This window comes from Nocardia sp. NPDC058497 (genome assembly GCF_042720195.1).
Taxonomy (GTDB): domain Bacteria; phylum Actinomycetota; class Actinomycetes; order Mycobacteriales; family Mycobacteriaceae; genus Nocardia.
Genome location: NZ_JBHXMY010000008.1, coordinates 1 through 23,761, shown reverse-complemented (window position 1 = coordinate 23,761; position 23,761 = coordinate 1). Strand labels below are relative to the sequence as shown.

The window sequence follows — 23,761 nt, the reverse complement described above, 5'->3', positions numbered from 1 at the left end:
GTTGCGCGCCGTGCTGGCGCGGCCGAGCGGGTCGACGACCCGTTCGAACGGCAGGTCGGCATTGGCGATCGCGGCCAGTTCGTCATCGCGGTCGGCGTGCAGCAGGTCGACGAAGCTGCGGCCGGGATCCACGTCCGAGCGCAGGACGAGGGTGTTGACGAACATGCCGACCAGGTCGTCGAGCTGGATGTCGGTGCGTCCGGCCACCGGGGTACCGAGGGGAATGTCGCGGCCGCCGGTGACGCTGCGCAGCAGCACACCCAGCGCCGAGCGCACCACCATGAACAGACTCACGCCGGTGTGGGCCGCCAATTCGTGCATGGCCTTCTGCAGCGGAGCCGAAACCTCGCATCCCACACTGCCCGCCACGCCGGTGGGGTCGAGCGGGCGCGGCCGGTCGAACGGCAACGGCAGCTCGTCGGGCAGTTCGGCCAGGGCTTCACGCCAGTGCGCGAGCTGGGTGGCGGCGATGCTGTCCGGATCGTCCTCCACGCCGAGCACGGCGCGCTGCCACAGGCTGAAGTCGGCGTACTGCACCGGCAGCGGCGCGCGCAGCGGCGCGGTGCCACCGCACCTGGCCACGTACGACAGCGCCAGGTCCCTGGTCAGCGGGCCGAGCGACCAGCCGTCGGCGGCGATGTGATGCACGATCACCCCGAGGCGGTACTCGCCGGGCGCGACCCGCAGCAGCTGGATGCGCAGCGGCGTCTCCCTGGTCAGGTCGAAGCCCTTGCGCGCCAGCTCGGTCAGCGAGGCGTGTGCCTGCTCGGGATCGCTGTCGACGACCTCGATCGTGGGAACCGTCTGGGTGATCGGCAGGACCACCTGCTGGGCGCCGGAGAGGTCCTCAGGGAAGACCGTGCGCAGCACCTCGTGCCGCTCCACCAGATCGGTGAGGGCGGCGCGCAGGGCGCCGAGGTTCAGATCTCCGCCGATTCGCAAGACGAAAGCGATGTTGTAGGCGCTCGATTCGGGGGACAATCTGTTGAGGAACCACAGCCGCTGCTGCGGCAGCGACAGTGGTATGCGTCCCGGGCGTGGGGTGTGTACCGCCAGCGCCACCCGCTGCGTCCGGGGCGCTTCCGTGATCAGCTGGGCGATGCCGGCCACGGTCGGCGCCTCGAAGATCTGCCGCACCGGCAGGTCGACACTGAAGTCCGCGTGTAGCGCGGCCGCCAGCCGGGTGGCCAGCAGCGAGTTGCCGCCGATCTCGAAGAAGCTGTCCTCCGCACCCGGCACCGGGCGACCGAGGATCTGGTGGAACACCGCGGCGACCCGCATCTCCAGATGGGTACGCGGCGCGCGGGTACCCGCGGTGACGGCGAATTCCGGTGCGGGCAAGGACTTTCGGTCCAGCTTGCCCGCCGGGGTCACCGGCATCTGGTCGAGCACGACGACGGCCGCGGGCACCATGTACCCGGGCAGCCTGCCACGCGCAGTGGCCAGGACGTCGGCCGGAACAACCGGACGGTGGGTGGTCACGTAGGACGCGAGCCGCTGCTGGCCCTGCTCGTCGACGTGCACGATGGTCAGCGCCGACTGCACCCCGGGGTGCTCGCGCAGGACGTGGTCGATCTCGCGCAGTTCGACGCGGAAGCCGCGGATCTTGATCTGGTCGTCGGCGCGGCCGAGGAACCGCAACCGGCCGGTGGGATCGGCGACGACGAGATCGCCGGTGCGGTACATGCGTTCGCCGACCCGGCCGTGCGGGTTGGCCACGAACCGCTGCGCGGTGAGCGCGAGCTTGCCGAGGTAGCCGCGGGCCACACCAGGTCCCGAGACGTACAGCTCGCCGGGTGTGCCCGGCGGCACCGGGTGCAGGCGGCGGTCGAGCACGAACAGCCGCATGCCACGCACCGGCGCGCCCAGTGGAGCCGGCTCCCCCGCGAGCATGGCCGCACTCGCGGTGACGGCGACGGTCGCCTCCGACGGGCCATACATGTTGTGCATCCGGTACTTCGACGCCCACGTGTCGACGAGCGCGTCGGAGCAGGCATCGCCACCGACGATGACCGTGCCCAGATCGGGGAAGTCACCGGCGGGCACGGTGGCCAGCGCGGCCGGGGTGATGAACGCGTGGGTGATCCGCTCCGACCGCAGGAAACCGGCCAGTTCCGTGCCGCCGTACAGGTCGGCGGGGGCCACCACGATGGTCGCGCCCGCGGCGAAACCGAGCAGCAGTTCCAGCACCGAGGCGTCGAAGCTCGGCGACGAGAAGTGCATGGTCCTGGCCGCATCGGTCACCTTGAACAGCTGCGTCTGCTCGCTGGCGAGCGAGGCGATGCCCGCGTGGGTGACGACGACGGCCTTCGGCGTACCGGTGGAACCGGAGGTGTAGATCAGGTACGCGGGCTGACCGGCCCGCATCGGGTGCCTGCGGTCGGTGTCTGTCAGCGAGGTGGCCGAGCGGCCGGCGCAGTCGGCCTCGAACTCGGCGGTGCCGAAGACCAGCCATTCCGGCGCCTTGCGGTGCTTGCCGGTCGTGGTGGGCAGCGCGGCGAGATGTTCGGGCAGCGTGAGCCCGAGGACCGCACCGGAATCGCCGATCATGTGCGCGATGCGCTCCGCCGGGTAGGCCGGGTCGACGGGCACGTAGGCCGCGCCGGACTTGGCCACCGCCCAGATGGCGACGATCGATTCCAGGCTGCGCGGCAGCGCGACCGCCACCACCGCTTCCGGACCGGCGCCGTGCGCGATCAGGCTGCGCGCCAGCCGGTTCGAGCGCTCGTCGAGCTCGCGATAGGTGGTGTCGAAGCCGAGGTAGCGCACGGCGACGGCGTCGGGCAGCCGCTGCGCGGTCTCCCCGAGCAGGCGGGCCAGCGTCCCCGCCGGTTCGGCCGGCGCGCCCGCGACGGGTACCAGCCGTGCGGTCTCGCGGCGGTCGAGTAGCGCGAGGTCACCGGCTGGCGTCGCCGGGTCGGCGACCATGGCGGCCAGCAGCATGGTGAACCGGCGGGCGATCGCCTCCACCGTCGAGCGATCGAAAACATCGGTGGCGAAACCGAATTCGGCGTGCAGCGGCCCGTCGGCGTGCTGGTCGCGGACCTCGAGCTGCAGGTCGAACTTGGCGACGCCGGTCTCGACCGGCACCAGTTCGGCCGCGACACCGGGCAATTCGACGCGCAGTTCGGGGGTGCGGTCGTAGGACAGCATCACCTGGAACAGCGGATGCCGCGAGGTCGAGCGATCCGGGTTCACCAGTTCGACGAGCCGCTCGAACGGCACGTCGGGGTTGGCGAAGGCGTTGAGGTCGGTCTCGCGGACCTGATCGAGCATCCGGTCGAAACCGGCGGCGAGGTCGACGTCGGTGCGCAACACCAGCGTGTTGACGAACATGCCGACGAGGTCGTCGAGGCCGGGGTCGGAGCGGCCCGCGATGGGCGTGCCGATGGCGATGTCGGTGCTCCCGCACAGCCGGGCCAGCAGGGTCGCGAGCGCGGCGTGCAGCACCATGAACATGCTGACCCCGCGACGGTTCGCGAGTTCGCTTGCGGCACGGCGGGTCTCGGCGTCGACGGTGAAGGCCACCGTGTCGCCGCGGGTGCCGCGCCGCAGTGGCCGTGGCCGGTCCAGCGGCAGGTCGAGCTGATCGGGCAGGCCGGCCAGTGCCTCGCCCCAGTGGCCGAGCTGCTTGCCCAGCGGCGACTCCGGGTCCTCCTCGTCGCCGAGCAGTTCCCGCTGCCACAGCGCGAAATCGGCGTACTGCACCGGCAGCGGTGTCCACTGCGGCGCGCCGCCCTCGGCGCGGGCGGCGACCGCGACCATCAGGTCCCTGGCCAGCGGGGCGACCGACCAGCCGTCACCGCAGATGTGGTGCAGCACCACCAGCAGCACGTGGTCGTCGGCGCCGACCCGGTACAGCGCGACCCGCAGCGGGGTTTCGGTGCGCAGATCGAAGCCGCGCCCGGTCACCTCGGCGACCAGGCCGGTGAGATCGGCGGCGATCACGTCGACCGGCTCCAGTGTCGGTTCCACCGCGGCAGCCGGGTGGATCAGCTGGTAGGCACCGTCCGGACCCGCGGGGAAGCTGGTGCGCAGGCTCTCGTGGCGATCGAGCACGTCGCGCAGCCCCGCGCGCAGCGCGGCCAGGTCGAGTCGCCCGGTGAGCCGCAGGGCCAGCGGCATGTTGTAGGCCGCGGCGTGCTCGGCGAACCGGTTGAGGATCCACAGCCGCTGCTGGGCCAGCGACAGCGGCACCCGTTCGGGCCGCACCGCCGGAACCAGCTTCGGCGTCGAGGACTCGGACCGGCGCGTGCCGAGGTAGCCGGCCAGCGCCGCGATGGTCGAGGTCTCGAACAGCTCCCGGATGGTCAGGTTCGCGTTCAGGGTGGTGTTGATCCTGGCGACCGCGCGGGCCGCGACCAGCGAGTTGCCGCCGAGATCGAAGAAGCTGTCCTCGACGCCGATCGCGGTGCCGTCGAGCGCGAGCACCTCGGTGAAGATCTCGGCGAGCGCGCATTCCACCCGGGTCTGCGGTGCGGCGGCGCCGGTGGTGAGCCGCACCCCGAGGGCGGGCGCGGGCAGCGCCTTGCGGTCGACCTTGCCGTTGGCGCTCAACGGCAGCTCGTCGAGCACGACCAGTGCCGAGGGCACCATGTAGGACGGCAGACTGCGCCGCAGCCCCGACAGCAGCACGGCGGGCTCGAGCGCCGAACTACCCGGCCCGGCGACCACGTACGCGACGAGTTCGTCGTCACCGGTGCGACCGCCCCGCGCCACGCAGACCGCGCGGGCGACGTTGCCCTGGGCCAGCAGCGCGGACTCGACCTCGCCGAGCTCGATCCGCAGGCCGCGGACCTTCACCTGGAAGTCGGTGCGCCCCAGGTATTCCAGCACGGCGCCGTCGAGCTGCCAGCGCGCCAGGTCGCCGGTGCGGTACATGCGCTCACCCGGGGTGAACGGATTGGCGACGAACCGGTCGGCGGTCAGGTCGGGACGGCCGAGGTAGCCGCGGGCCAGCTGCGCGCCGGCCAGGTACAGCTCACCGACGACTCCGGGCGGGACCGGCCGCAACTGTGCGTCCAGGACGTAGGTCTGGGTGTTCCACACCGGGGAGCCGATCGGCACCGTGGTGGCCCCGGCCGGGCACGGCCAGTAGGTGACGTCGACCGCGGCCTCGGTGGGGCCGTACAGGTTGTGCAGCTCGGGCCCGCCGGACGGTCCGTGCAGCGCGGCATGGAAATCGGCGACGGTGGCGCCGGGCAGCGCCTCACCGCTGCAGAACACGCGCCGCAGCCCGGCACCACCCGCCACCCGCGGGTCGGTGACGAACAGCGACAGCATCGATGGCACGAAATGCGCTGTGGTGATGGACTTCTCGGTGATGATCCGCGCCAGGTAGGCCGGATCGCGGTGCCCGTCGGGCGCGGCGATCACCAGGCGGGCGCCCACCTGCAACGGCCAGAAGAACTCCCACACCGACACGTCGAAGGTGGCGGGGGTCTTCTGCAGGACCGCATCGGTGTGGTCGAGCGGATATTCGGCCTGCATCCAGCGCAACCGGTTGACGATCGCGGCGTGCGTGACACCGACGCCCTTCGGCTTACCGGTCGAGCCGGAGGTGAAGATGACGTAGGCGAGCTGCTCGGGCCGCAGCGGCGCGAGCCGGTCGGCGTCGGTGATCGGCGCGACGTCGCGCCCGCTGACATCGAGGGTGTCCAGATCGACCCGCTCGACGCCGCCGGGCAGCCGCACCCTGTCGCGCGCCGCGGTGAGCACGCAGACCGGACGGGCCTGCGCCACCACGGCGTCGATCCGGTCGGCCGGGTGTTCGGGGTCGAGCGGCAGGTACGCGGCGCCGGTGGCCAGCACCGCGTACATGCCGACGACCATCTCGATGCTGCGGTGCAGGTACACCCCGACCGTGGTCTCCGGACCGGCGCCGCGGGCGATGAGCTCGCGCGCCAGCTGGTTCACCCGATCGTCGAGCTCGGCGTATCCGACGGCGCTGCCACCGAATTCGAGTGCGACGGCGTGCGGGCTGCGGCGCACCTGGTCGGTGAACAGCGACACCAGCGTGCCGGTCGGCACCGGCATCTCGGTGGCGTTCCATTCCCGCAGGACCCTGTCCTGCTCGGCGTCGGTGATCGCCGTCAATTCGCGGGCGGGCGTGGTCGGCTCGGCGGCCAGGAAGCGGGCGAGGAAGTCGAGGTAGCGGCCGTGGTGGGCGGTGACTTCGGCTTCGCCGTAGAGCTTGGGGTTGGCTTCGAAGTCGAGATGGGTGCGGCCGCCGTCACCGTTGTAGATGTTGATCGAGAGGTCCTCGACGGGGCCCGTCGCGAGCACGTTCAGCTGTCCCGTGATGTCACCGAACTTCAGCTCGTCGTGGAACAGCATGATGTTGACCATCGGCCCGAAGAAGCCGCGGGCGTCGCGGGAGTAACCGCAGTCGCGCCGGATGTCGTCGGAGCGGTAGCGCTGGTGGCGTAGCGCGCCGGTGATCTGCAGTTCGGTCTGGCGCACGACGTCGGCGACGGTGGTGTGCTCGTCGAACCGCACGCGCAGCGGCACCACGTTCGACACCACACCCGCCGAGCGGCGCAGCGCCACCGTGGTGCGGGCCGAAACGGGCAGGCTCAGCACGACATCCGAGTCGCCGGTGACCGTGCGGACATAGGCCGCCAGCGCCGCGACGATGAGCGCGGAGTTGGCCGAACCGTGCGCGGCGATCGCCTCGGTGAGCAGGTCGTCGACGTCGGGGCCGAGGACACCGGCGGCCCGGTGCCTGCCCGGGTCGTGGGTGTCGCCGGTGGCGGTGACCGAGGACAGCGTCATCGGCTCGCCGACGCCGGCGAGCTGTTCCATCCAGTATTCGCGGTCGGCGCGGAACCGGCTGGACTCGCGGTAGCGGGATTCGTCGGCGTAGAGGTCGACCAGCGCGGCGGCGCGGGAGACCGACGGTTCGCGCTCTTCGCCGATGGCGGTGTAGATCTCGGCCGCGCGCGAGAGCGCGTTCATCGCACCGTAACCGTCGATAACGATGTGGTGTGCGCGTTCGTACCAGAACCAGTCTTCGTCACCGATTCGCAATACGACATTGGTGGTGAGCGGTTCGCGCTCCATATCGAACGGCGTGCTGGCTTGCTCGTTCATCCAGCGCAGCGCGGCCGCCCGCGGGTCGGGCTCACCGCGCAGGTCGATCCGGCCCCAGCCCGGCCGCCATGCCATGTCCACCCGTTGGTGCGGCACCCCGTCTATCTCGAGTAGGCGCACGTGTCCCACCTGGGATTCCGCGCCGAAGCGCTCGATCGCGTGCAGCAGTCTGCCCGGGTCGAGATCACCGTGCAGCTCGACGTAGTGGGCGATGGTGAGCGGAATATCGGGCCGGATCCGTTGCGCATACCACAGGGCCGTCTGACCGGGCGAGAGAGCGAACGGCTGGCCCGGATCGTCGTCGGTGACGCTTGAACTGACGCGGTCGGTGGCCAATGAACTCATCAAGCACTCCGTTCTGCCTTTGTGTCACAACTCCCCGAGCTTCGCCCGGGCGCGCGACGGCACCAGGGCGTGGCTATCCACGCCCATTGATTCGGAGTACTGCGGCGGCCGGATGGCTACCGATCTTGATTTGTTTTCAAGCTGAACGCGTCGGACCCCTGAGCGGCCGCATTCGGCCGCCACCCCCGGGTTGAAACAAACCGCTTATTCAGAATTCTGTGAGTTCCGCAGAGCCTGCGCCTGATTCGCTCGCCGGCGCCGGAAAAACATCAGCGCCGCGCCGATCGCGGTCAGAATAACGGACACCAGTTCGGGCGCCGCGCCGATTCGCGTCGCGATCGTCGTCGTGTCGCGCAATGGTAGCTGGGCGACGAGCGCGGCGGGTGCGAGTTGCGCGCTCTGCTGTGCGATCGCGCCATCCGCGGTGATGATCGCGCTGACACCGGTGGTCGCCGCCACCACCAGCGCCCGGCCGTGTTCGACTGCCCGCACCCTGGACATGGCGAGTTGCTGGTAGGTCATCTCGCTCTCGCCGAAGGTGGCGTTGTTGGTCGGCACGGTCAGCAGTTCCGCGCCGGCGGCCATCGATTGCCGGAATGCGCGATCGAAGGCCACCTCGTAACAGGTCGCCACCCCGATCCGCACGCCGGCCGCCGTGACCGAACCGTCACCATTGCCCGGCACGAAATGTCCGGCTTGGTCGGCGTAGGACGAGAACAAACGGAAGAAACTACGCATCGGCAGGTATTCGCCGAAAGGCTGGATGATTTTCTTGTCGTGCCGGTCTTGCGGTCCCGCCGCGCCGTTCCACACCATCACCGAGTTCGTTGTCGTGCGGTCACCGTTCACCAGGACCGCGCCGACCAGGATCGGCGCGCCGATCCGCTGCGAGGCCTCGGTGATCTCGGCGGCGGCGTCGGCATTGCGCAGTGGGTCGATATCGGAGGAGTTCTCCGGCCAGATGACGACGTCGGGCCGGACCGCCTCCCCGCGGTCGACGGCGGCGGCGAGCTCCTCGGTGCGCCGGACGTGGTTGTCCAGCACGGCGCGGCGCTGGGCGTTGAACTCGAGGCCGAGCCGCGGCACGCTGCCCTGGATCGCGGCGACCGTGATCGACCGGTGGCCTTCGTCCGGAGCGGGCAGCGTCGGCCGGAGGATCACTCCGGTGAGGGGCATGATAGCCACAGTGACTGCCGCCGTGGCAAATCCGATCCGCGTCGCCCGGCCCGTCACGCGCGGCGCGGGTGTGCGCGCCCGCGCGAGAACGCGCAGGGCGAGCGCCGCCAGGCCGGTGCCGGTCAGGGCGACGGCGAAGCCGATCAGCGGGGCGCCGCCATAGGCGGCCAGCGGCAGGTACCAGCCGTCGGCCTGACCGAAAGCGATTCGGCCCCACGGGAATCCACCGAAGGGGAAGCTCGACCGCACCCACTCGGTCGCCGTCCAGGCGATGGCGAGCCAGAACGGCCAGCCGGGCAGCGCGCTCAGCCACCGGGCGAGGACACCCCAGAGGCCGAGGAAGACCGCGCAGGTCGTCGAGAGCGCCAGCCAGGGCAGCGGTCCGACGTAGATGCCGGTCCACGGCAGCAGCGGCACGAAGAATCCCAGGCCGCCGAGGAATCCGTACCCGAAACCGGCCCGCAGTGTGCCGGGTCCGCGCACCGCCACGGTGAGCAGGGCGATGGCGACCGGGGCCAGGAACCACCACGGCCGTGGCGGAAAGCTGCCGAACAGCAGCAGGCCGCCCGCGGTGGCCGCGAGCATCCGCAGCAGCACGCCGTACCCGCGACCGCCCGCCGAGGTCGCGGGCGCGGCCGCCGCGTCGGCGGTCACGGCGTCGGGCCCTGGTTCGGTGGCGGGGTGGATCATCATGTCCTCAGGCGGTGTAGATCGTGGCGCCGTTGCGCACGGTGCGCAGGCAGGTCGGCAGGTCGGCGCCGGGATCGAGGCGCGGCAGGCCGGGCACCCGCGAGCGCGGATCGGTGGACCAGCGCTGCACCGTGTCGGCGGCCGCCGCGACGACGAGGTCACCGGCGTCCCACACGGCATACGAGGCAGGCGCGCCCGGCACCAATGTGCCTGCGACACCGTCGCGCACGCCGCCCGCCCGCCAGGCCCCGCGGGTGGCCGCCGCGAAGGCGGCGCGCGGGGACAGTCCGTGGCCGGGGGTCCGGTGGTGGACCGCGGCCCGCACCTGTTGCCACGGGTTCAGCGAGGTGACCGGCGCGTCCGAGCCGATGGCCAGGGAGATGCCCGCGGCGGCCATGGCCGAGAACGGATTCAAGCCCGCGGCGCGCTCGGCGCCGAGGCGGGTCGCGTACATGCCGTCGGGTCCGCCCCAGGCGGCGTCGAATCCGGGCTGCACGGACAGGATCACGCCGAGGGCGGCGAGCTGCTCGATCGCGGCGGCGTCGGTCATCTCGGCGTGTTCGACCCGGTGCCCGCGCGCGGCGACCGCCGGTCCGCCGAGTTCGGCGGCGACCGCGGCGAATCCGGCGACCACGATGTCCATGGCGGCGTCACCGATCGCGTGGAAGCCTGCCTGCACACCGGCTTCGGTGCAGGCGCGGATGTGCGCGGTGACGGTTTCGGCGTCGAGGAAGTTCTTACCGCAGCCGCTCGCGTCGGCATACGGCGCGCGCAGCAGCGCGGTGTGCGAGCCGAGCGAGCCGTCGACGAACAGGTCACCGCCGAGGGCGGCCACGCCGAGTTCGTCGATCAGCGCGCGGGCTTCGCCGGCGGTGCGCACGGCTTGGCCCCAGTAGGCGCGCACCGCGACGCCGTGCTCGAAGGCGAGGAGCTCGCGGACGTCGTCGCGGCCGGAGACGTCGGGGCCCGCGCATTCGTGGACGGCGACGATGCCGTGGGCGGCGGCCGCGTCGAGGGCGGCGGCGCGGGCCCGATCACGGTCTGCGCGACCGAGTTCCGCGAGCGCGACGGACCGCACCCGGTGGTGGGCGTCGGCGCGCAGCGGTTCGCCGCGGCGGTAGCCGTCGCCGAGTTCCCCAGCCGCGTCGAGCAGCGCCGAGGAGGCGACGGCCGAGTGCGCGTCGACGCGCGCGAGGTAGACGAGCCTGCCCGGACCGGCCGCCTCGTCGAGTTCGGCGACGCTCGGCGGCCGCTGTTCGGGCCACGCGGTGTCGTCCCAACCCTCGCCGATGATCACCCCGTCCGGCTGTGCGGTGGCGTGCGCGCGCAGCGCGGCGAGCAGGTCGGTCAGCGACGCGGTGCCGCTGACGTCGAGTCCGGTCAGTTGCAGGCCCAGCGCGGTGACGTGCACGTGCGGGTCGACGAACGCGGGCGCGACGAAGGCGCCGTCGAGGTCGACGATCTCCGCGCCGGGGTGCATCGCCCGGCCTGGCGCTTCGGCGCCGAGCCAGACCACGGTGCCGTCGGTGACCGCCATCGCGGTCGCGTCCGGGGAGCTGGAACTGTAGAAACGACCGCCGATCAGCAACTGGGTACTCACGGTGCCCCAGTCTGCCGTATCGGCCGATCGTCAGGTCGGCAGGGACAGCACGGCGCGGACGTCGGCGTCGCGGAGCCCCGCGGGGGTGTGTCCGCCGGTGTCGACGGCGATCAGCTCGAGTCGCCACGCGGCGACCGTGAAATCCGACATGGACTGTCCGGCAGCGGTACTCGCCCTACGTACCGCGTCGGCCAGTTCCGCGCTCACCGTGACGGTGATCTGTTCGGTGGCCATCGGCACACTGTAGACCGTTCACCGCCACGGGGTGGCGTCATCGGCGCGAGCGGTCCCGAGCGCGCGCGGGCCGGTGGCGTGCCCGTCGTCGTACCACTGTCCGACGACGACACCGTCGACCACGTCGCCGCTGTCGGCGTCGACCACCATCCCGCGATACGGCGACGGCGCGAACGACGGCAGCGGGCCGAAGCGCCGGGTGCCGAGCTTCTCCAGCACCGGCCGCAGCAGTGCCCTGGTCGGCGGGAACAGGGCCAGCAGCCCGATCACGCCGGTGACCAGCCCTGGCACGAACAGCAGCACCGATCCGGTGGCGACGAGCAGCCCGTCGGCGACCGCGCTCTCGGCGGTGACCTCGCCGCGGGAGGCCCGGCGGAACCGGTCGAACACCCGCCTGCCCTGCGCCCCGAGCAGCAGCAGGCCGACGCCGGACACGGCGATCAACGCGAACAGCGCCCAGCCCGCACCGATCAGCTGGGCGAGGCCGACGAAGGCGGCGATCTCGACGACGAGGTAGAGCACGAACAGCAGGGCGGTCATGGCGATCCTTTCGGACGATCTCTCTGTCCAACGCGCGAGCGTCCGATTTTTCTCCCGGCCGCCTCAGCCACCCGGGCGCACCAGTCCGGTCTCGTAGGCCAGCACCACCGCCTGCACCCGGTCGCGCAGCCCGAGTTTGGTGAGCACCCGGCCGACATGCGTCTTCACCGTCGCCTCGGACAGGAACAGGGCCGCCGCGATCTCGGCGTTGGAGCGGCCCGCGGCGATCTGCTCGAGCACCTCGCGTTCGCGGGCGGTCAGGACGTCGAGCACGCCGGGGTCGCGCAGACCGGCCGGGTCCTCGGCGACGAGCCGGTCGAGCAGGCGCTTGGTGACCTTCGGGGAGACCACCGCGTCGCCCGCGGCGACGCTGCGGATGGCGGAGACGAGGTCCTCGGGCGGGGTGTCCTTGAGCAGGAACCCGCTCGCGCCGGCGCGTAGTGCGCCGAGGGCGTGTTCGTCGAGGTCGAAGGTGGTCATCACGAGCACGCGGATGCCGTCGCCCGCGGCGACGATCCGGCCGGTGGCGGTGACACCGTCGACGACCGGCATGCGCACGTCCATCAGCACCACGTCGGGGCGCAGCTCGGTCGCGCGCCGCACCGCTTCGTCCCCGTTGCCCGCTTCACCGACGACCTCGATGTCGGGGTGCGCCCCGAGCACCATCTTCAGGCCCATCCGCATGAGTTCCTGATCGTCCACCACGAGCACGCTGATCGGCATTTCCCAACCATAGCGGGCGAATCACTCGGTTTCGGCGCGCAGCGGGAGGGTGGCCCGCACCCGCCAGCGGCCGTCGTCGGTCCGGCCCGCGGACAGCGTTCCGCCGAGCACGGCGACCCGTTCGCGCATGCCGACCAGGCCCATGCCGGTGCCGGGGATGCCCGGTTCCTGCACGGGGACACCGCCGCTGTCGGTGACCTCGATCAGGATGTCGTCCTCGCGCCGCTGCACCCGCACCGTCGCCTTCGGGCTCGATCCCGCGTGGCGCAGCGTGTTGGTCAGCGATTCCTGCACGATCCGGTGCACACCCAGGCTCACCTCGGGCGTGATGTCGTCGAGTTCCCCGGTCAGTTCGAGTTCGACGGCAAGGCCCGCGTCGCGCATCATCTCGGCCAGCCGCGCGATCCCGGCGCTGCCGTGCTGCGGGAGCAGTTCCGGCGCGTGCTCGGTGCGCAGCAGCGCGACGGTGCGGCGCAGTTCGCGCAGCGCTTCGCGACCGGTGCCCGCGATGGCCGCCAGGGCGCGTTCGGCGGTGTCCGGGTCCTGGCGCAGGGCATATTTGGCGCCGTCGGCCTGCACGATGATGACGCTCACCGCGTGCGCGACCACGTCGTGCAGTTCGCGGGCGATGCGGGTGCGTTCGGCGGCGACGGCCTCGTGGGCGCGGCGTTCCTTGTCGTAGTCGGCGACGGCCAGCCGCGCAGCGACCTCGGCGTCGTAAGCGTGGCGGGCGCCGTTGAACTCGGCCAGCGTCCAGCACAGCGCGTAGATCACGAAGACGAGCGCGATGTCACCACCGACCGGTTCACTCAGGATCGCCAGCGAGAGCCCCAGATCGACGGCCAGACAGACGAGGTAGATCAGCCCGTCCCGCCTGCCGACGTAGGCGACCAGGGTGTAGAGCATCACCCCGAGCCCGATCAGCGCGACGTGCCCCGAGGTGTCGTCACCGACCAGGTACCCCACCAACGTGCACAGCACCGAGAGCCCGAACATCACCGCGGCCATCGCCCGCGGATAGATCCGGCGCAGGATCAGCGGCAACGGCAGCAGTACCGAAAACACCAGGTAGGAGGCCTTGTGGTGTTCGTTGCCCACGCCGAGCGCGTCCAGCACCAGCAGGAAGGCCGCGAGAAGGGAATCGGCGACGATGGGTCGGCCGCGGAGCCACAAGCTGAACCGGCGCACCGGGCCAGCCTAATCGCCGCAGGTGGGGAAACCGTCCGCGGACGTGGGCCCGGTTGGCTTTCCGCGCGTGATCTTGATTGCCTGGACGCGTGCAACTAGGAGACTGGGCGGTTCTGCTGGTGGCCGCGGCCGCGGCGGGCTGGGTCGACGCGGTGGTCGGCGGCGGCGGCTTGATCATCCTGCCGACGCTGTTCCTGGTCGCGCCCGGTATCGCCCCGCAGACGGCGCTCGGCACGAACAAGCTGGCCGCGCTGTCGGGCACGGCGACCGCGGTGGTGACCTTCGCGCGCCGGGTGCCGATGCAGTGGAAGGTGCTGATCCCCGGTGCGGTGATCGCCGCCGTCACCGCGGCGTGCGGTGCCGCGGCGGTGTCGCTGATCGACCGCGACCTGTTCATTCCGCTGGTGATGGTGGTGCTGGTCGCGGTGGCGGTGTTCGTGACGGTGCGCCCGTCGGTCGGCATGACGATGGCCACCCATCCGCCGACCCGGCGCAAGGTGATCCTGGTGGTGGCGCTGGCGGCAGGCCTGATCGGCCTCTACGACGGCTTGCTCGGTCCCGGCACCGGCACGTTCCTGATCATCACGTTCGCGACGCTGCTCGGCACGGAGTTCGTGCGCGCGGCGGCCATGGCGAAGGTGATCAACTGCGGATCGAATGTGGGCGCGCTGCTGTTCCTCGGCGCGACCGGGCACATCCTGTGGGGCCTCGGTGCGGGTATGGCGGTCGCGAATGTGGCGGGCGCACTGATCGGCTCGCGGATGGCGCTGGCCAAGGGCGCGGGTTTCGTGCGGATCGTGTTGCTCGTCGTGGTGGTGGTGATGGTGATCCGGTTGGGCTGGCAGCAGTTCGGTTAGCGCGCCGGTTCGGCCGGTGCCGACGCGGCGAGCCAGGGCTGCAGCACCCGCGAGGTGGTCTCGTGGATCTTGCGGTGCAGGCGTTCGCCGTCGTCGATGCCGTGCTGGGGCTGCTGGAACAGCACCGTCAGCGCACCCGACACCGCGCCGACGACCGCGCCGACCAGTGCCGCGGCGCCGACCTCGTCGAGTTCGTGCGGGAACGCGCTGTGCAGTTGCCTGGCGATCTCGCGCTGGGCGAGGAGCTGGGCGTGCGCGGCGCGACCGCTCACCGCGGGCACGGTCCGCGAGACCCGCGCGCGCAACGCGGCGACGCGGGAATTCAGGTCGTCCACCAGATGCTCGCCGGAGTTGTCGCCCGCCGCGCGCAGCGCCCGCAGCAGCACCTCCACCGGGCGCTCCCCCGGCCGCCTGGTGGCGATGGCGGCGACGGCCGCGCGGACCCGTTCGTCGGGTTCGGGGAAGAGCAGTTCTTCCTTGCTGGCGAAGTAGTTGAAGAAGGTCCGGGTGCCGACCTCGGCCTCGGCCGCGATATCGGCCACTGTCGTTTCCTCATAGCCTCTGGCCTCGAACAAGTCGACGGCGGCCACGAGGATCGCACGACGGGTTCGTTCCCTTTTTCGATCGCGGAGGGCGGATGGCGGCACGGCGGGCACCCTACGGCATCCCGGCTGTGCGTCGCGGGAGGATCGGGTCAGCGCGTCACGGTTGCCGCTGCCGGAACCGGGATTTCGCGCGGGCAATCCTCGGCACGGGTCCCGCGTGTCGGGGGCACCGGCTAGCGTAGGCGGGGTGACTACCGCGACTTCCAGAGAAGTGGACGAGGAGTTCCTGGCGCTCGGGTTGCGCGCGCTGGCCGAGGCCGCGCTCTCGGCGGCCCGTGCGGCCGGCGCCGAGCATGCCGATCTGCGGGTGCAGCGGCTGGTGACGCAGTCGATCCGCCTGCGCGACGGGCGCGTGGAGGCTGTCACCGATTCGACCGAACTCGGTCTGGCCGTGCGCGTGATCGTCGACGGCACCTGGGGTTTCGCCTCCCATGCCGCGCTCACGCCCGATATCGCCGCCGAGGTGGCGCGGCGCGCGGTCACCGTCGCGACAGCCATGCGAGCGCTCAACCGGGAGCGGGTGGAGCTCGCCGACGAGCCGCGCTACGCGGACGTGTCGTGGGTGTCGGCCTACGACCTCGACCCGTTCGCGGTGCCGACCAGCGACAAAGTGGCGCTGCTGCAGGACTATTCGGAGCGGCTCTCGGCGGCCGACGGTGTCGACCATGTCACCGCGTCGGTCCTGCAGGTCAAGGAGCAGGTCTTCTACGCCGACACCGCGGGGTCCTCGATCACCCAGCAGCGGGTGCGGTTGCATCCGCAGCTGGAGGCGATCACCGTCGACTCCGCGTCGGGCGTGTTCGAGACCATGCGCACCCTCGCCGCACCCGCGGGCCGCGGCTGGGAATACGTCACCGGCGCCGACGGAACCTGGGACTGGGCGGGCGAACTCGCGCAGATGCCCACCTGGCTGGCCGAGAAGGTGAAGGCGCCCAGCGTCGTCGCCGGTCCCACCGATCTGGTGATCGACCCGACCAACCTGTGGCTGACCATTCACGAATCCATCGGTCACGCCACCGAATACGACCGGGCGATCGGCTACGAATCGGCCTACGCGGGTACCTCGTTCGCCACTCCCGACAAGCTCGGCACGCTGCGCTACGGCACGCCGATCATGCATGTCACCGGTGACCGCACCCAGGTCAACGGCCTGGCCACCGTCGGGTACGACGACGAGGGTGTAGCGGGCCAGCAGTGGGATCTGGTGCGCGACGGCGTCCTGGTCGGCTATCAGCTCGACCGCGTGTTCGCCCCGCGGCTCGGGCTCGACCGTTCCAACGGCTGCTCGTATGCCGATTCCCCGCATCACGTGCCGATTCAGCGGATGGCGAATGTGTCGCTGCAACCGGATCCGGAGCGCGACACCACCACCGCCGAGCTGATCTCGCGGGTCGAGAACGGCATCTACATCGTCGGCGACAAGTCGTGGTCGATCGATATGCAGCGCTACAACTTCCAGTTCACCGGTCAGCGGTTCTTCCGAATCCGCGACGGGGAGCTGGACGGTCAGCTGCGCGATGTCGCCTATCAGGCGACGACCACCGACTTCTGGGGTGCGATGGAAGCGCTCGGCGGGCCGAGTACCTGGCAGCTCGGCGGCGCGTTCAACTGCGGTAAAGCCCAGCCCGGTCAGGTGGCGGCGGTGAGCCACGGCTGCCCGTCGGTGCTGGTGCGCGGGGTCAATATTCTCAATACCCGGACGGAGGGCGGGCAGTGAGCGAAACCGGTGTGTTTCCCGCGGGCGCGGTGGTCGAGCGCGCGCTGGCGGCGTCGAAGGCCGACGAGGCGATCGTCATCGTCACCGACGCCCACGAGGCGTCGCTGCGGTGGGCCGGTAACTCGATGACCACCAACGGTTCCTCCGTATCGCGGGACTGGGCGGTGATCTCGGTGTTCCGCGACGGCCCGAACGCCGCGCGCGTCGGCAGCATCAGCTCCACCAGCGTCGACCCGGCCGATATCGAGGCGGTGGTGCGCGCGAGCGAGGAGGCCGCCCGCACGGCGACCCCGGCCCGCGACGCGATGCCGCTGCTCGAGCCCACTCACGACGACACCGCCACCTGGGAGCACGCGCCCGGCGCCACCGAGATCGACGTGTTCACCGGGCTGGCCCGTGACCTGTCGACCGGTTTCGACGGCACCGACCGCCTCTACGGTTTCGCCCACCACCAGCTGCACACCACCTGGCTGGGCACCTCCACCGGCATCCGCCGCCGGTACAGCCAGCCCACCGGGTCGGTGGAGATCAACGGAAAGCGCGGCGAGGGCAGCGATCTCGCGAGCGCCTGGGTGGGTGTCGGCACCGCCGATTTCACCGACGTCGACACCCCCGGTCTGCTCGCCGAGCTGTCCCGGCGACTCGACTGGTCGGCCACCCGCGTCGACCTGCCCGCAGGCCGCTACCAGACGCTCCTGCCCCCGTCTGCCGTGGCCGACCTGATGATCTACCTGGCCTGGACCATGGAGGGCCGCGGCGCGCACGAAGGCCACACCGCCTTCTCCCGCGCGGGCGGCACCCGGATCGGTGAGCGGCTCAGCGACATTCCGCTGACTCTCTACTCCGATCCGAATGCGAGCGGCCTGGAGTACCGGCCCTTCGTCGCGACCCCGTCGTCGTCGGAATCGCTGTCGGTCTTCGACAACGGCCTGTCCGCGCAACGCGTCGACTGGATCGGTTCCGGCGTGATCGAGTCCCTGGTCTATCCCCGCGCCACCGCCGCCGAATTCGCCGCTCCCGCCACCCTTCCCGGCGAGAACCTGCTCCTCACCGGCGGCAGTGACGCCTCGCTGGACGACATGATCGCCCGCACCGAACGCGGCCTGCTGCTGACCTGCCTCTGGTACATCCGCGAGGTCGACCCCGCCACCCTCCTGCTCACCGGACTGACCCGCGACGGCGTCTACCTGGTCGAGGACGGCCGGGTCACCGCCGCGGTCAACAACTTCCGCTTCAACGAGAGCCCCCTCGACCTCCTGCGCCGCGTCGCCGAGGCAGGCAAGTCCGAGATCACCCTCCCCCGCGAGTGGAAAGACTGGTTCACCCGCACCGCCATGCCACCGTTGCGCATCCCCGACTTCCACATGTCCTCGGTGAGCCAGGCGACCTGATTCGAGCGGTCGTCCACAACGCCTGCCGGCCAACGTAACCCGGCCGATTTCCGCGCGCGCGAGACAGGCGGAAAACCCTCGGGCGCGGTCCCGCGAACGGCTAGAGTGTCGTCGTCGCGGCGAGGGGCAGGTGTTGGACACGCGCAATCATCAGGGGAAGTTCGGCACCGACTACATCCGGGTCCGCACCGCCGTACACACACGCGCCGACGAACGAGCGTTCGCCAGGCTGCTCGGGCGTGACCTCGACGAAAGAACCGGAATCGCACCGGCCGATGTGGTCGGCGGGGCCGAAGGTTCAGCGTTCGAACTGGGAGTCCGCTCGTCGCGATTCGCGCCGCGGAACGACGAATCGGTGTCGTTCCCGCCGGGCACAGGGCACCGCATCCGGGCCGTGATCGCCGCACCCGCGACATGACATCGACGGCACGGGGATTCACCGTGCTCGACCCACCGCAGATGTAGATGTGAAGGACACCGAACACCTATGACCGACGACCGATTGACCGCGATCGAGCGCTTCGTCCTGCTCGTCCTGATGGCGGAGGCGCGCGAACTCACCAACGCCGAGCTGCACGCCGTCGCGGGCATCAAGCTCGACGGCAAGCCGCGCCGCCACCTCAACGACCTCGGCCTTGTCACGAGCACGCTGGTCGGCCGAGCTTTCGTGCACGAGCTCACCGATCGCGGAACAGTGTGGTGCACCGAGGAACTCACCCGGGAACGCCCCGCGCGCTCGGGCAGCGCGGGCGGCGCCCTCTATGCCGTGCTCGCGGGCCTGCGCCGCCACCTCGACGAATCCGGGCACACGCTCGCCGACGTCTTCCGCCCGAATGTCGCCGGCCAGGTGGAGTCCGCGTATACCGAGCTGTCGCGCGGCAAGGGCACCCCGGTCCGGCTGGCGATCCTGCGTGACCGGCTCGACGGGGTGCCCGCGGACGAGTTCGACCGAGCGCTGGGTCTGCTCGCTCACCGCGAGGGCGTGCACGTCCGGTCCGAAGCCGACCAGAAGACACTCACCGCCGAAGACGCGGACGCCGCTGTCGTGCTCGCGGGCACGGCCCGACATCTGCTCATGATCGAGGTGTCTCGGTGAACGACGAGCACCACCACGCTTTCACGTCGATCCAGTTCAGCAGCGTCCTGAGCCCCGACCAGATCTGGGGTCCGCTGAACCATCACGTCGACGGTCTGCACCCGCGGGCGATCCAGGCGATCACCCGCGCGGTCGACAACGCCGTGCGCAGGCCGACCGGATCACCGACCGGCCTGGTTCTCAGTGGTGAGAAGGGGGTCGGCAAGACGCACATGCTCGGCTGGTTGCGTCAGCATGTGCACGAGCGTGACGGCTGGTTCTTCATGCCGAAGCTGGTCGACGGCATGTCGTTCTGGGCGGGCGCGGTCCACGGCATCGTGACCCGGCTGCTCGGCTCCGAAAGTGGCCAGCTGCGTCCCATGCTGGGCGCGCTGGCGGACCGGGCCGGTTGCGGGCCGGAATTGCGCATGCGCCTGTGCGGCATGCTCGAGGTCAGCCGCGCCGATCTCGACACGTTCCTCGAGCGGATCGCGGCCATCGACGAACAGGTCGCGGTCGACTGCGCGGACACCCTGCGTGCGTTGGTGCTCTATCGCGGTCGCGGCCGATCGCGGGATATCGGGCACGCGTTCCTGGTTCTGGACGAGGGCATCGATCCGGCCGAGGTCGAGGCGTGGGGATTCGGGCGCGGCCACCGCGACCCGCAGTTGAAGTTCGGCGATCTGACCCGGCTGTTCGCGCTCACCGGTCCGGTTGTGCTGGCGATCGATCAAATCGACACCGTGATCGCCCAATCCGCCGACACCGACGCGGATCTGCTGGCCAACCGGCTCGCCGACGCGTTGGTCCGGATGCGGGAGGAGACCACCCGCACGCTCATCGTGGTGGCCTGCATACCGCGTTCCTGGGAATTGCTGGCGACCCGCTCGGTGAACTCGACCGCCGACCGGTTCACCGTGCTCGAACTGTCGACCGCCATGCCCGGCGCCGCGGTCGCCACGGCGATCGTCGAACGGCACCTCGGTGGCCTGTACGGCGAGATCGGTTTCGCGCCGCCCTATCCCACCTGGCCCGTGCTGCCGAGCGCGTTCGAGCGGACCGAAGTCACCGGCTTCACCCCACGTCGGCTGTTGCAGCGAGTGGAAGAGCATGTGCGCCAGTGCCTCGACGCCAACACGGCGACCGAGATGGCCGAGTTCGTCACCACTGCCGCCGATCCGGTCGTACGGCCGGTCGTTCCCACGCCGAGCGAGCTCGCCGTCTTCGACGAGCGCTTCGCCAAGGCCAGGGCCGAGGCCGATGTGGCGGCGCCGCTGGACCCGGATCGCGAAGACGCCCTGATGTACCCGCTGCTGTACGCGGCACTGCGCAGCTATGTGCTCGAGCAGAACGGCAGCGGCGCCACCCTGAATGTCGACACCCCGTCCGGCGTCACGTCGGCGCTGCACGCACGCCTGCGCCGGACCATCGACGAGGCCACCGAGGACGAGGAACACTGGAGTTTCCGCGCGATCGCCCATCCGCACCCCCGCGCGGTGCAGACCCGGCTGCGCTCTGCCGTGCTGGAGGCCGGGATCACCCCGGGCGGTACCCGGCGACGCCTGGTGGTGTTGCGCAACACTCCGTTCTCCCGTGGTCCGGTGACCGTCGCGCAGCTGGCCGAACTCGAGGCCGCGCACGGGGTGGCGTTGCCGATCTCCGAGGACGATCTGCGCACCTTCTCCGCGCTGGAATCGATGCTCGCCGATGGGCAGCCGGGATTCCTGTCGTGGCTGGAACACCGACGGCCGGCGAGCAATTCGCCACTGCTCACCCGGGTGTTGCCGGGGCCCGACGACGGCGGGCAGACCACCAGTGTCGATGGGCCACCCAGCGGCCTGTTCCCGGGCGACCCGATGCCACTGGATCCCCGCGCCAGCGGCCTGTTCCCGGGCGATCCAGCCCCCGGCGAGCTGACGCCGGGCGATCGAGGCCCCGACGACCTGGTGCCTGCCGATCCGGCGGACAGCGACGAGTCGGCCGGATCGGGCGATCGGACCGAACTCCCGCACGACCAGCCGGACGCGCCCGCCGTCTACCTGGGTCGAGACGCAGTCACCGGCAAGGACTTCCGGGTCCCCTTGCTGCTCCTGCGTAAACACACCGCGGTCTTCGCCGGCTCCGGCTCGGGAAAGACGGTGTTGCTGCGCCGCCTCGTCGAGGAGGCCGCCCTGCACGGCGTCTCGTCCATCCTGATCGACACCAACAACGACCTGGCCCGCCTCGGCGACGCCTGGCCGTCGCCACCGGGCACCTGGAGCGCGGGCGATCGCGACCGCGCACAGCGCTACCTCGACGACACCGATGTGGTGGTCTGGACCCCGCGCCGCGAAGCCGGGCGCCCACTCGCCCTGAACCCGCTCCCCGACTTCAGCGTGGTGCGTGAGGATCCCGACGAATTCCGCACCTCCATCGACGCCTCGGTCGCCGGTCTCGTCCCACGCACCGGTCTCACCCCGCGCAAGGAAGCGACCGGCCGGGCCGTGCTCACCGAGGCGATGACCCACTTCGCCCGCGGCGGTGGCAACGACCTCGGCGAATTCGTCACCCTGCTGGCGACACTGCCCGACGGGGTGAGCACCATCAGGAACGCACTGGCGTTGGCCCAGAGCATGGCCGAGGAACTCAAAGCGGCGATGATCAACGATCCCCTGTTCGGCGGGGCCGGTGAGCATCTCGATCCGAGCCTGCTGTTCACCCCGGCGAACGGAAAGCGCGCCCGCGTGTCGGTGATCAGCTGTATCGGCCTGCCCACCGACGCGCAGCGTCAGACGTTCGTCAACCAGCTGCAGCTGGCCCTGTTCGCGTGGATCAAGCGCAATCCGGCCGGGGACCGCCCCCTCGGCGGGCTGCTCGTCCTCGACGAGGCGCAGACCTTCGTCCCGTCCCGCGGCACCACCGCGTCGTCGGAGAGCACGCTGAAGCTGGCCACCCAGGCCCGCAAGTACGGGCTCGGCATGGTGTACGCGACGCAGGCGCCCAAAGCCTTGCACAACATGGTCACCGGCAATGCCGCGACGCAGCTGATCGGACTGCTCAACGCGTCTATCCAGATTCAGGCGGCCACCGAGCTCGCCCGGTCGAAAGGTGGCCGCGTGGAAGACATCTCGCGCCTGCCCGCCGGTCGGTTCTACGCCGCCACCGAGGGCACCGGGTTCGGGAAGATCCAGGTGCCGATGTGCCTGAGCCACCACCCGAACAGCGCGCTCACCGAGGACGAGGTGCTCGAACGGGCACGCCGCTGACGTGCCCGCCTGGGCCCTGGTTCAGACGCGCTGACCCGTCTACGCAGGTTCCGCGTAGACGGGTCGGCGCTCACGCGTCCCCGGCGACGAGAGCGACACTCTCCGCGATATGCAGGATCGCGTCGGCGCCGTCGATGGTTTTCTGTTCGAGAGGGAAGTAACTCGGGTCCGAGGTCGGGCCGGTAGGAGTGGCGGTCATACCGGCGGCAGGGAACAGGCCCCACGTGACGGAGCGGTGCTGGAGTCCGGCTTCGGCCAGCTCGTCAAGACCGGACGGGCTGGGCCCGAGACTGCCTGCGAGGAAAGTGAAGCGCTCGCCGAACAGCGAGCTCAGAATGGCCCCGGCGCCGTACCACTGCAGGATCATGCCTGCCATCGGCATGGTGCTGAGGTTGCGCTGCAGGTGCACGTTGTGGCCGTAGAGCAGCGTGGGGCCGCGCTGGGCTTCGATGTCACGGATGTCGCGGATGTTCTCGGTCATGAGGACGTCGCGGGTGGCGAGCAGGCCGGAGATCCGGGTGGCCTCGTCGACGCGGCGCGCGGATTGGCGGTGGTAGCGCAGCAGCCCGAGTGCAGCGGTGAGATGGACTGCCGCCCTGCGCCATTCGGCCTCCGAGGTCGCGGGGATCAGTTCGGGTGCGCGGGCATAGAGCGTGTTGAGCAGGTTGTCGGCGAGCGCCTGCAGTCGCCGCGCTTCCTCGGTGTCGCCGGGCGACATCGCCGGGTCGAGGATCGCTTCGTCGCGATGCCAGCGTTCGTCGTCGCCGGCGAGGTCGGCGATCTCCGTCTCGAGCCGCAGGTAGTCGCGGGCGAATTCGAGATAGCGGCGGGGGCTGGGTGCGCTGGTGTTGTCGAGCGGCGCGTCGAAGCCATAGAAGGCCACGCGCTCGGCCGGTGGCCTGCTCGCGTTGTAGTCACGCATCCAGACGACCAGTTCCCGGTTCGCGGCCAGGTCGCCGAAGTGCGAGAAGCCGGTGCGCATCACCTCGTCGAGGCTGCCGATGCCGTGGCGGACGTAGTCGTCGACGGTGAGGGCGGCGACCCGATCGGATTCGAGGGCGATGGACCGGAAGCCGAGCTCGACGAGTTGGGCGAACAGCGCATTGCGGAGAAGGGGGAAGGCGGGTTCCTGATGTGTCGGCTCACCGAACGCGAGAAGCTCACAGGTGGGCGGAACGAAGTCGCGAATGTTCTGGCTCATGTGTCTCCATCGTATCGTTGAACATTCGGTTGAGACTTCTGCTAGGTCAGCAGTCGATATGGGGTGTAAAGTCTCCAAGCCG

General features: G+C 70.6%; 15 protein-coding genes. 6 read left to right on the top strand and 9 right to left on the bottom strand.

From position 1 onward, the window contains the following. The 7 genes from ACFWPJ_RS01505 to ACFWPJ_RS01475 form a co-directional block, all read right to left on the bottom strand. On the bottom strand, positions 1-7,437 hold a 7,437-nt coding region (locus ACFWPJ_RS01505; protein ID WP_378845814.1), incomplete at its 3' end, for an amino acid adenylation domain-containing protein. A 204-nt stretch (positions 7,438-7,641) separates the two neighbouring features. Further along, positions 7,642-9,198: an apolipoprotein N-acyltransferase gene (gene lnt, locus ACFWPJ_RS01500; RefSeq protein ID WP_378845822.1), complete on the bottom strand. Its 1,557-nt coding sequence runs from the start codon at positions 9,196-9,198 to the stop codon at positions 7,642-7,644. Positions 9,199-9,310: 112 nt separating this feature from the next. Beyond that, positions 9,311-10,903, bottom strand: coding sequence for an amidohydrolase (locus tag ACFWPJ_RS01495; protein WP_378845812.1), 1,593 nt, complete (start codon positions 10,901-10,903; stop codon positions 9,311-9,313). 30 nt (positions 10,904-10,933) lie between these two features. After that, positions 10,934-11,137 (bottom strand): hypothetical protein, encoded by a 204-nt coding sequence (locus ACFWPJ_RS01490; RefSeq protein WP_229739464.1) that lies wholly within the window; start codon positions 11,135-11,137, stop codon positions 10,934-10,936. Positions 11,138-11,155: 18 nt separating this feature from the next. Then, a complete protein-coding gene (locus ACFWPJ_RS01485; protein WP_378845809.1) occupies positions 11,156-11,677 on the bottom strand; it encodes an FxsA family protein in 522 nt (173 codons plus the stop codon). A 63-nt stretch (positions 11,678-11,740) separates the two neighbouring features. After that, complete coding sequence (locus tag ACFWPJ_RS01480) at positions 11,741-12,400, bottom strand: response regulator transcription factor (protein ID WP_189022763.1); 660 nt, start codon at positions 12,398-12,400, stop codon at positions 11,741-11,743. 21 nt (positions 12,401-12,421) lie between these two features. Then, positions 12,422-13,588, bottom strand: a complete 1,167-nt coding sequence (locus tag ACFWPJ_RS01475; protein ID WP_378845807.1) for a sensor histidine kinase — start codon at positions 13,586-13,588, stop codon at positions 12,422-12,424. An 89-nt stretch (positions 13,589-13,677) separates the two neighbouring features. On the opposite strand from ACFWPJ_RS01475, the gene ACFWPJ_RS01470 reads away from it, so the two are divergent. Further along, positions 13,678-14,445: a TSUP family transporter gene (locus ACFWPJ_RS01470; RefSeq protein WP_378845806.1), complete on the top strand. Its 768-nt coding sequence runs from the start codon at positions 13,678-13,680 to the stop codon at positions 14,443-14,445. Here ACFWPJ_RS01470 and ACFWPJ_RS01465 read toward each other — a convergent pair. Then, positions 14,442-15,035 (bottom strand): helix-turn-helix domain-containing protein, encoded by a 594-nt coding sequence (locus tag ACFWPJ_RS01465; protein ID WP_378845805.1) that lies wholly within the window; start codon positions 15,033-15,035, stop codon positions 14,442-14,444. The two genes, ACFWPJ_RS01470 and ACFWPJ_RS01465, sit on opposite strands and share 4 nt — an antisense overlap. 202 nt (positions 15,036-15,237) lie before the next feature. Between ACFWPJ_RS01465 and ACFWPJ_RS01460 the strand changes: the two genes are divergently transcribed. From ACFWPJ_RS01460 to ACFWPJ_RS01440, 5 genes are all read left to right on the top strand, one after another. Further along, a complete protein-coding gene (locus tag ACFWPJ_RS01460; RefSeq protein ID WP_378845804.1) occupies positions 15,238-16,767 on the top strand; it encodes a TldD/PmbA family protein in 1,530 nt (509 codons plus the stop codon). An 11-nt stretch (positions 16,768-16,778) separates the two neighbouring features. After that, the gene (locus ACFWPJ_RS01455) at positions 16,779-18,158 is read left to right on the top strand and encodes a metallopeptidase TldD-related protein (RefSeq protein WP_378845821.1); all 1,380 of its coding nucleotides are present in this window, start codon (positions 16,779-16,781) and stop codon (positions 18,156-18,158) included. Between the two features lie 133 nt (positions 18,159-18,291). After that, positions 18,292-18,576, top strand: coding sequence for a hypothetical protein (locus tag ACFWPJ_RS01450; RefSeq protein ID WP_378845802.1), 285 nt, complete (start codon positions 18,292-18,294; stop codon positions 18,574-18,576). Positions 18,577-18,645: 69 nt separating this feature from the next. Then, a complete protein-coding gene (locus ACFWPJ_RS01445) occupies positions 18,646-19,254 on the top strand; it encodes a hypothetical protein (protein ID WP_378845801.1) in 609 nt (202 codons plus the stop codon). Beyond that, on the top strand, positions 19,251-22,478 hold the full coding sequence (locus tag ACFWPJ_RS01440; RefSeq protein ID WP_378845800.1) for an AAA family ATPase: 3,228 nt from the start codon (positions 19,251-19,253) through the stop codon (positions 22,476-22,478). The genes ACFWPJ_RS01445 and ACFWPJ_RS01440 overlap by 4 nt, the downstream gene beginning before the upstream one ends. 70 nt (positions 22,479-22,548) lie before the next feature. Here the strand turns inward: ACFWPJ_RS01440 and ACFWPJ_RS01435 are convergent, their stop codons facing one another. Continuing rightward, a complete protein-coding gene (locus tag ACFWPJ_RS01435) occupies positions 22,549-23,679 on the bottom strand; it encodes an erythromycin esterase family protein (RefSeq protein WP_378845798.1) in 1,131 nt (376 codons plus the stop codon). Positions 23,680-23,761 lie beyond the last annotated feature (82 nt).

What these genes read in the sequence shown, in the direction of transcription:
- lnt (WP_378845822.1), bottom strand. Translation starts at nt 9,198, where the DNA reads ATGCTCGCGGCCACCGCGGGCGGCCTGCTGCTGTTCGGCAGCTTTCCG.
- ACFWPJ_RS01490 (WP_229739464.1), bottom strand. Translation starts at nt 11,137, where the DNA reads ATGGCCACCGAACAGATCACCGTCACGGTGAGCGCGGAACTGGCCGAC.
- ACFWPJ_RS01485 (WP_378845809.1), bottom strand. Translation starts at nt 11,677, where the DNA reads ATGACCGCCCTGCTGTTCGTGCTCTACCTCGTCGTCGAGATCGCCGCC.
- ACFWPJ_RS01480 (WP_189022763.1), bottom strand. Translation starts at nt 12,400, where the DNA reads ATGCCGATCAGCGTGCTCGTGGTGGACGATCAGGAACTCATGCGGATG.
- ACFWPJ_RS01445 (WP_378845801.1), top strand. Translation starts at nt 18,646, where the DNA reads ATGACCGACGACCGATTGACCGCGATCGAGCGCTTCGTCCTGCTCGTC.
- ACFWPJ_RS01435 (WP_378845798.1), bottom strand. Translation starts at nt 23,679, where the DNA reads ATGAGCCAGAACATTCGCGACTTCGTTCCGCCCACCTGTGAGCTTCTC.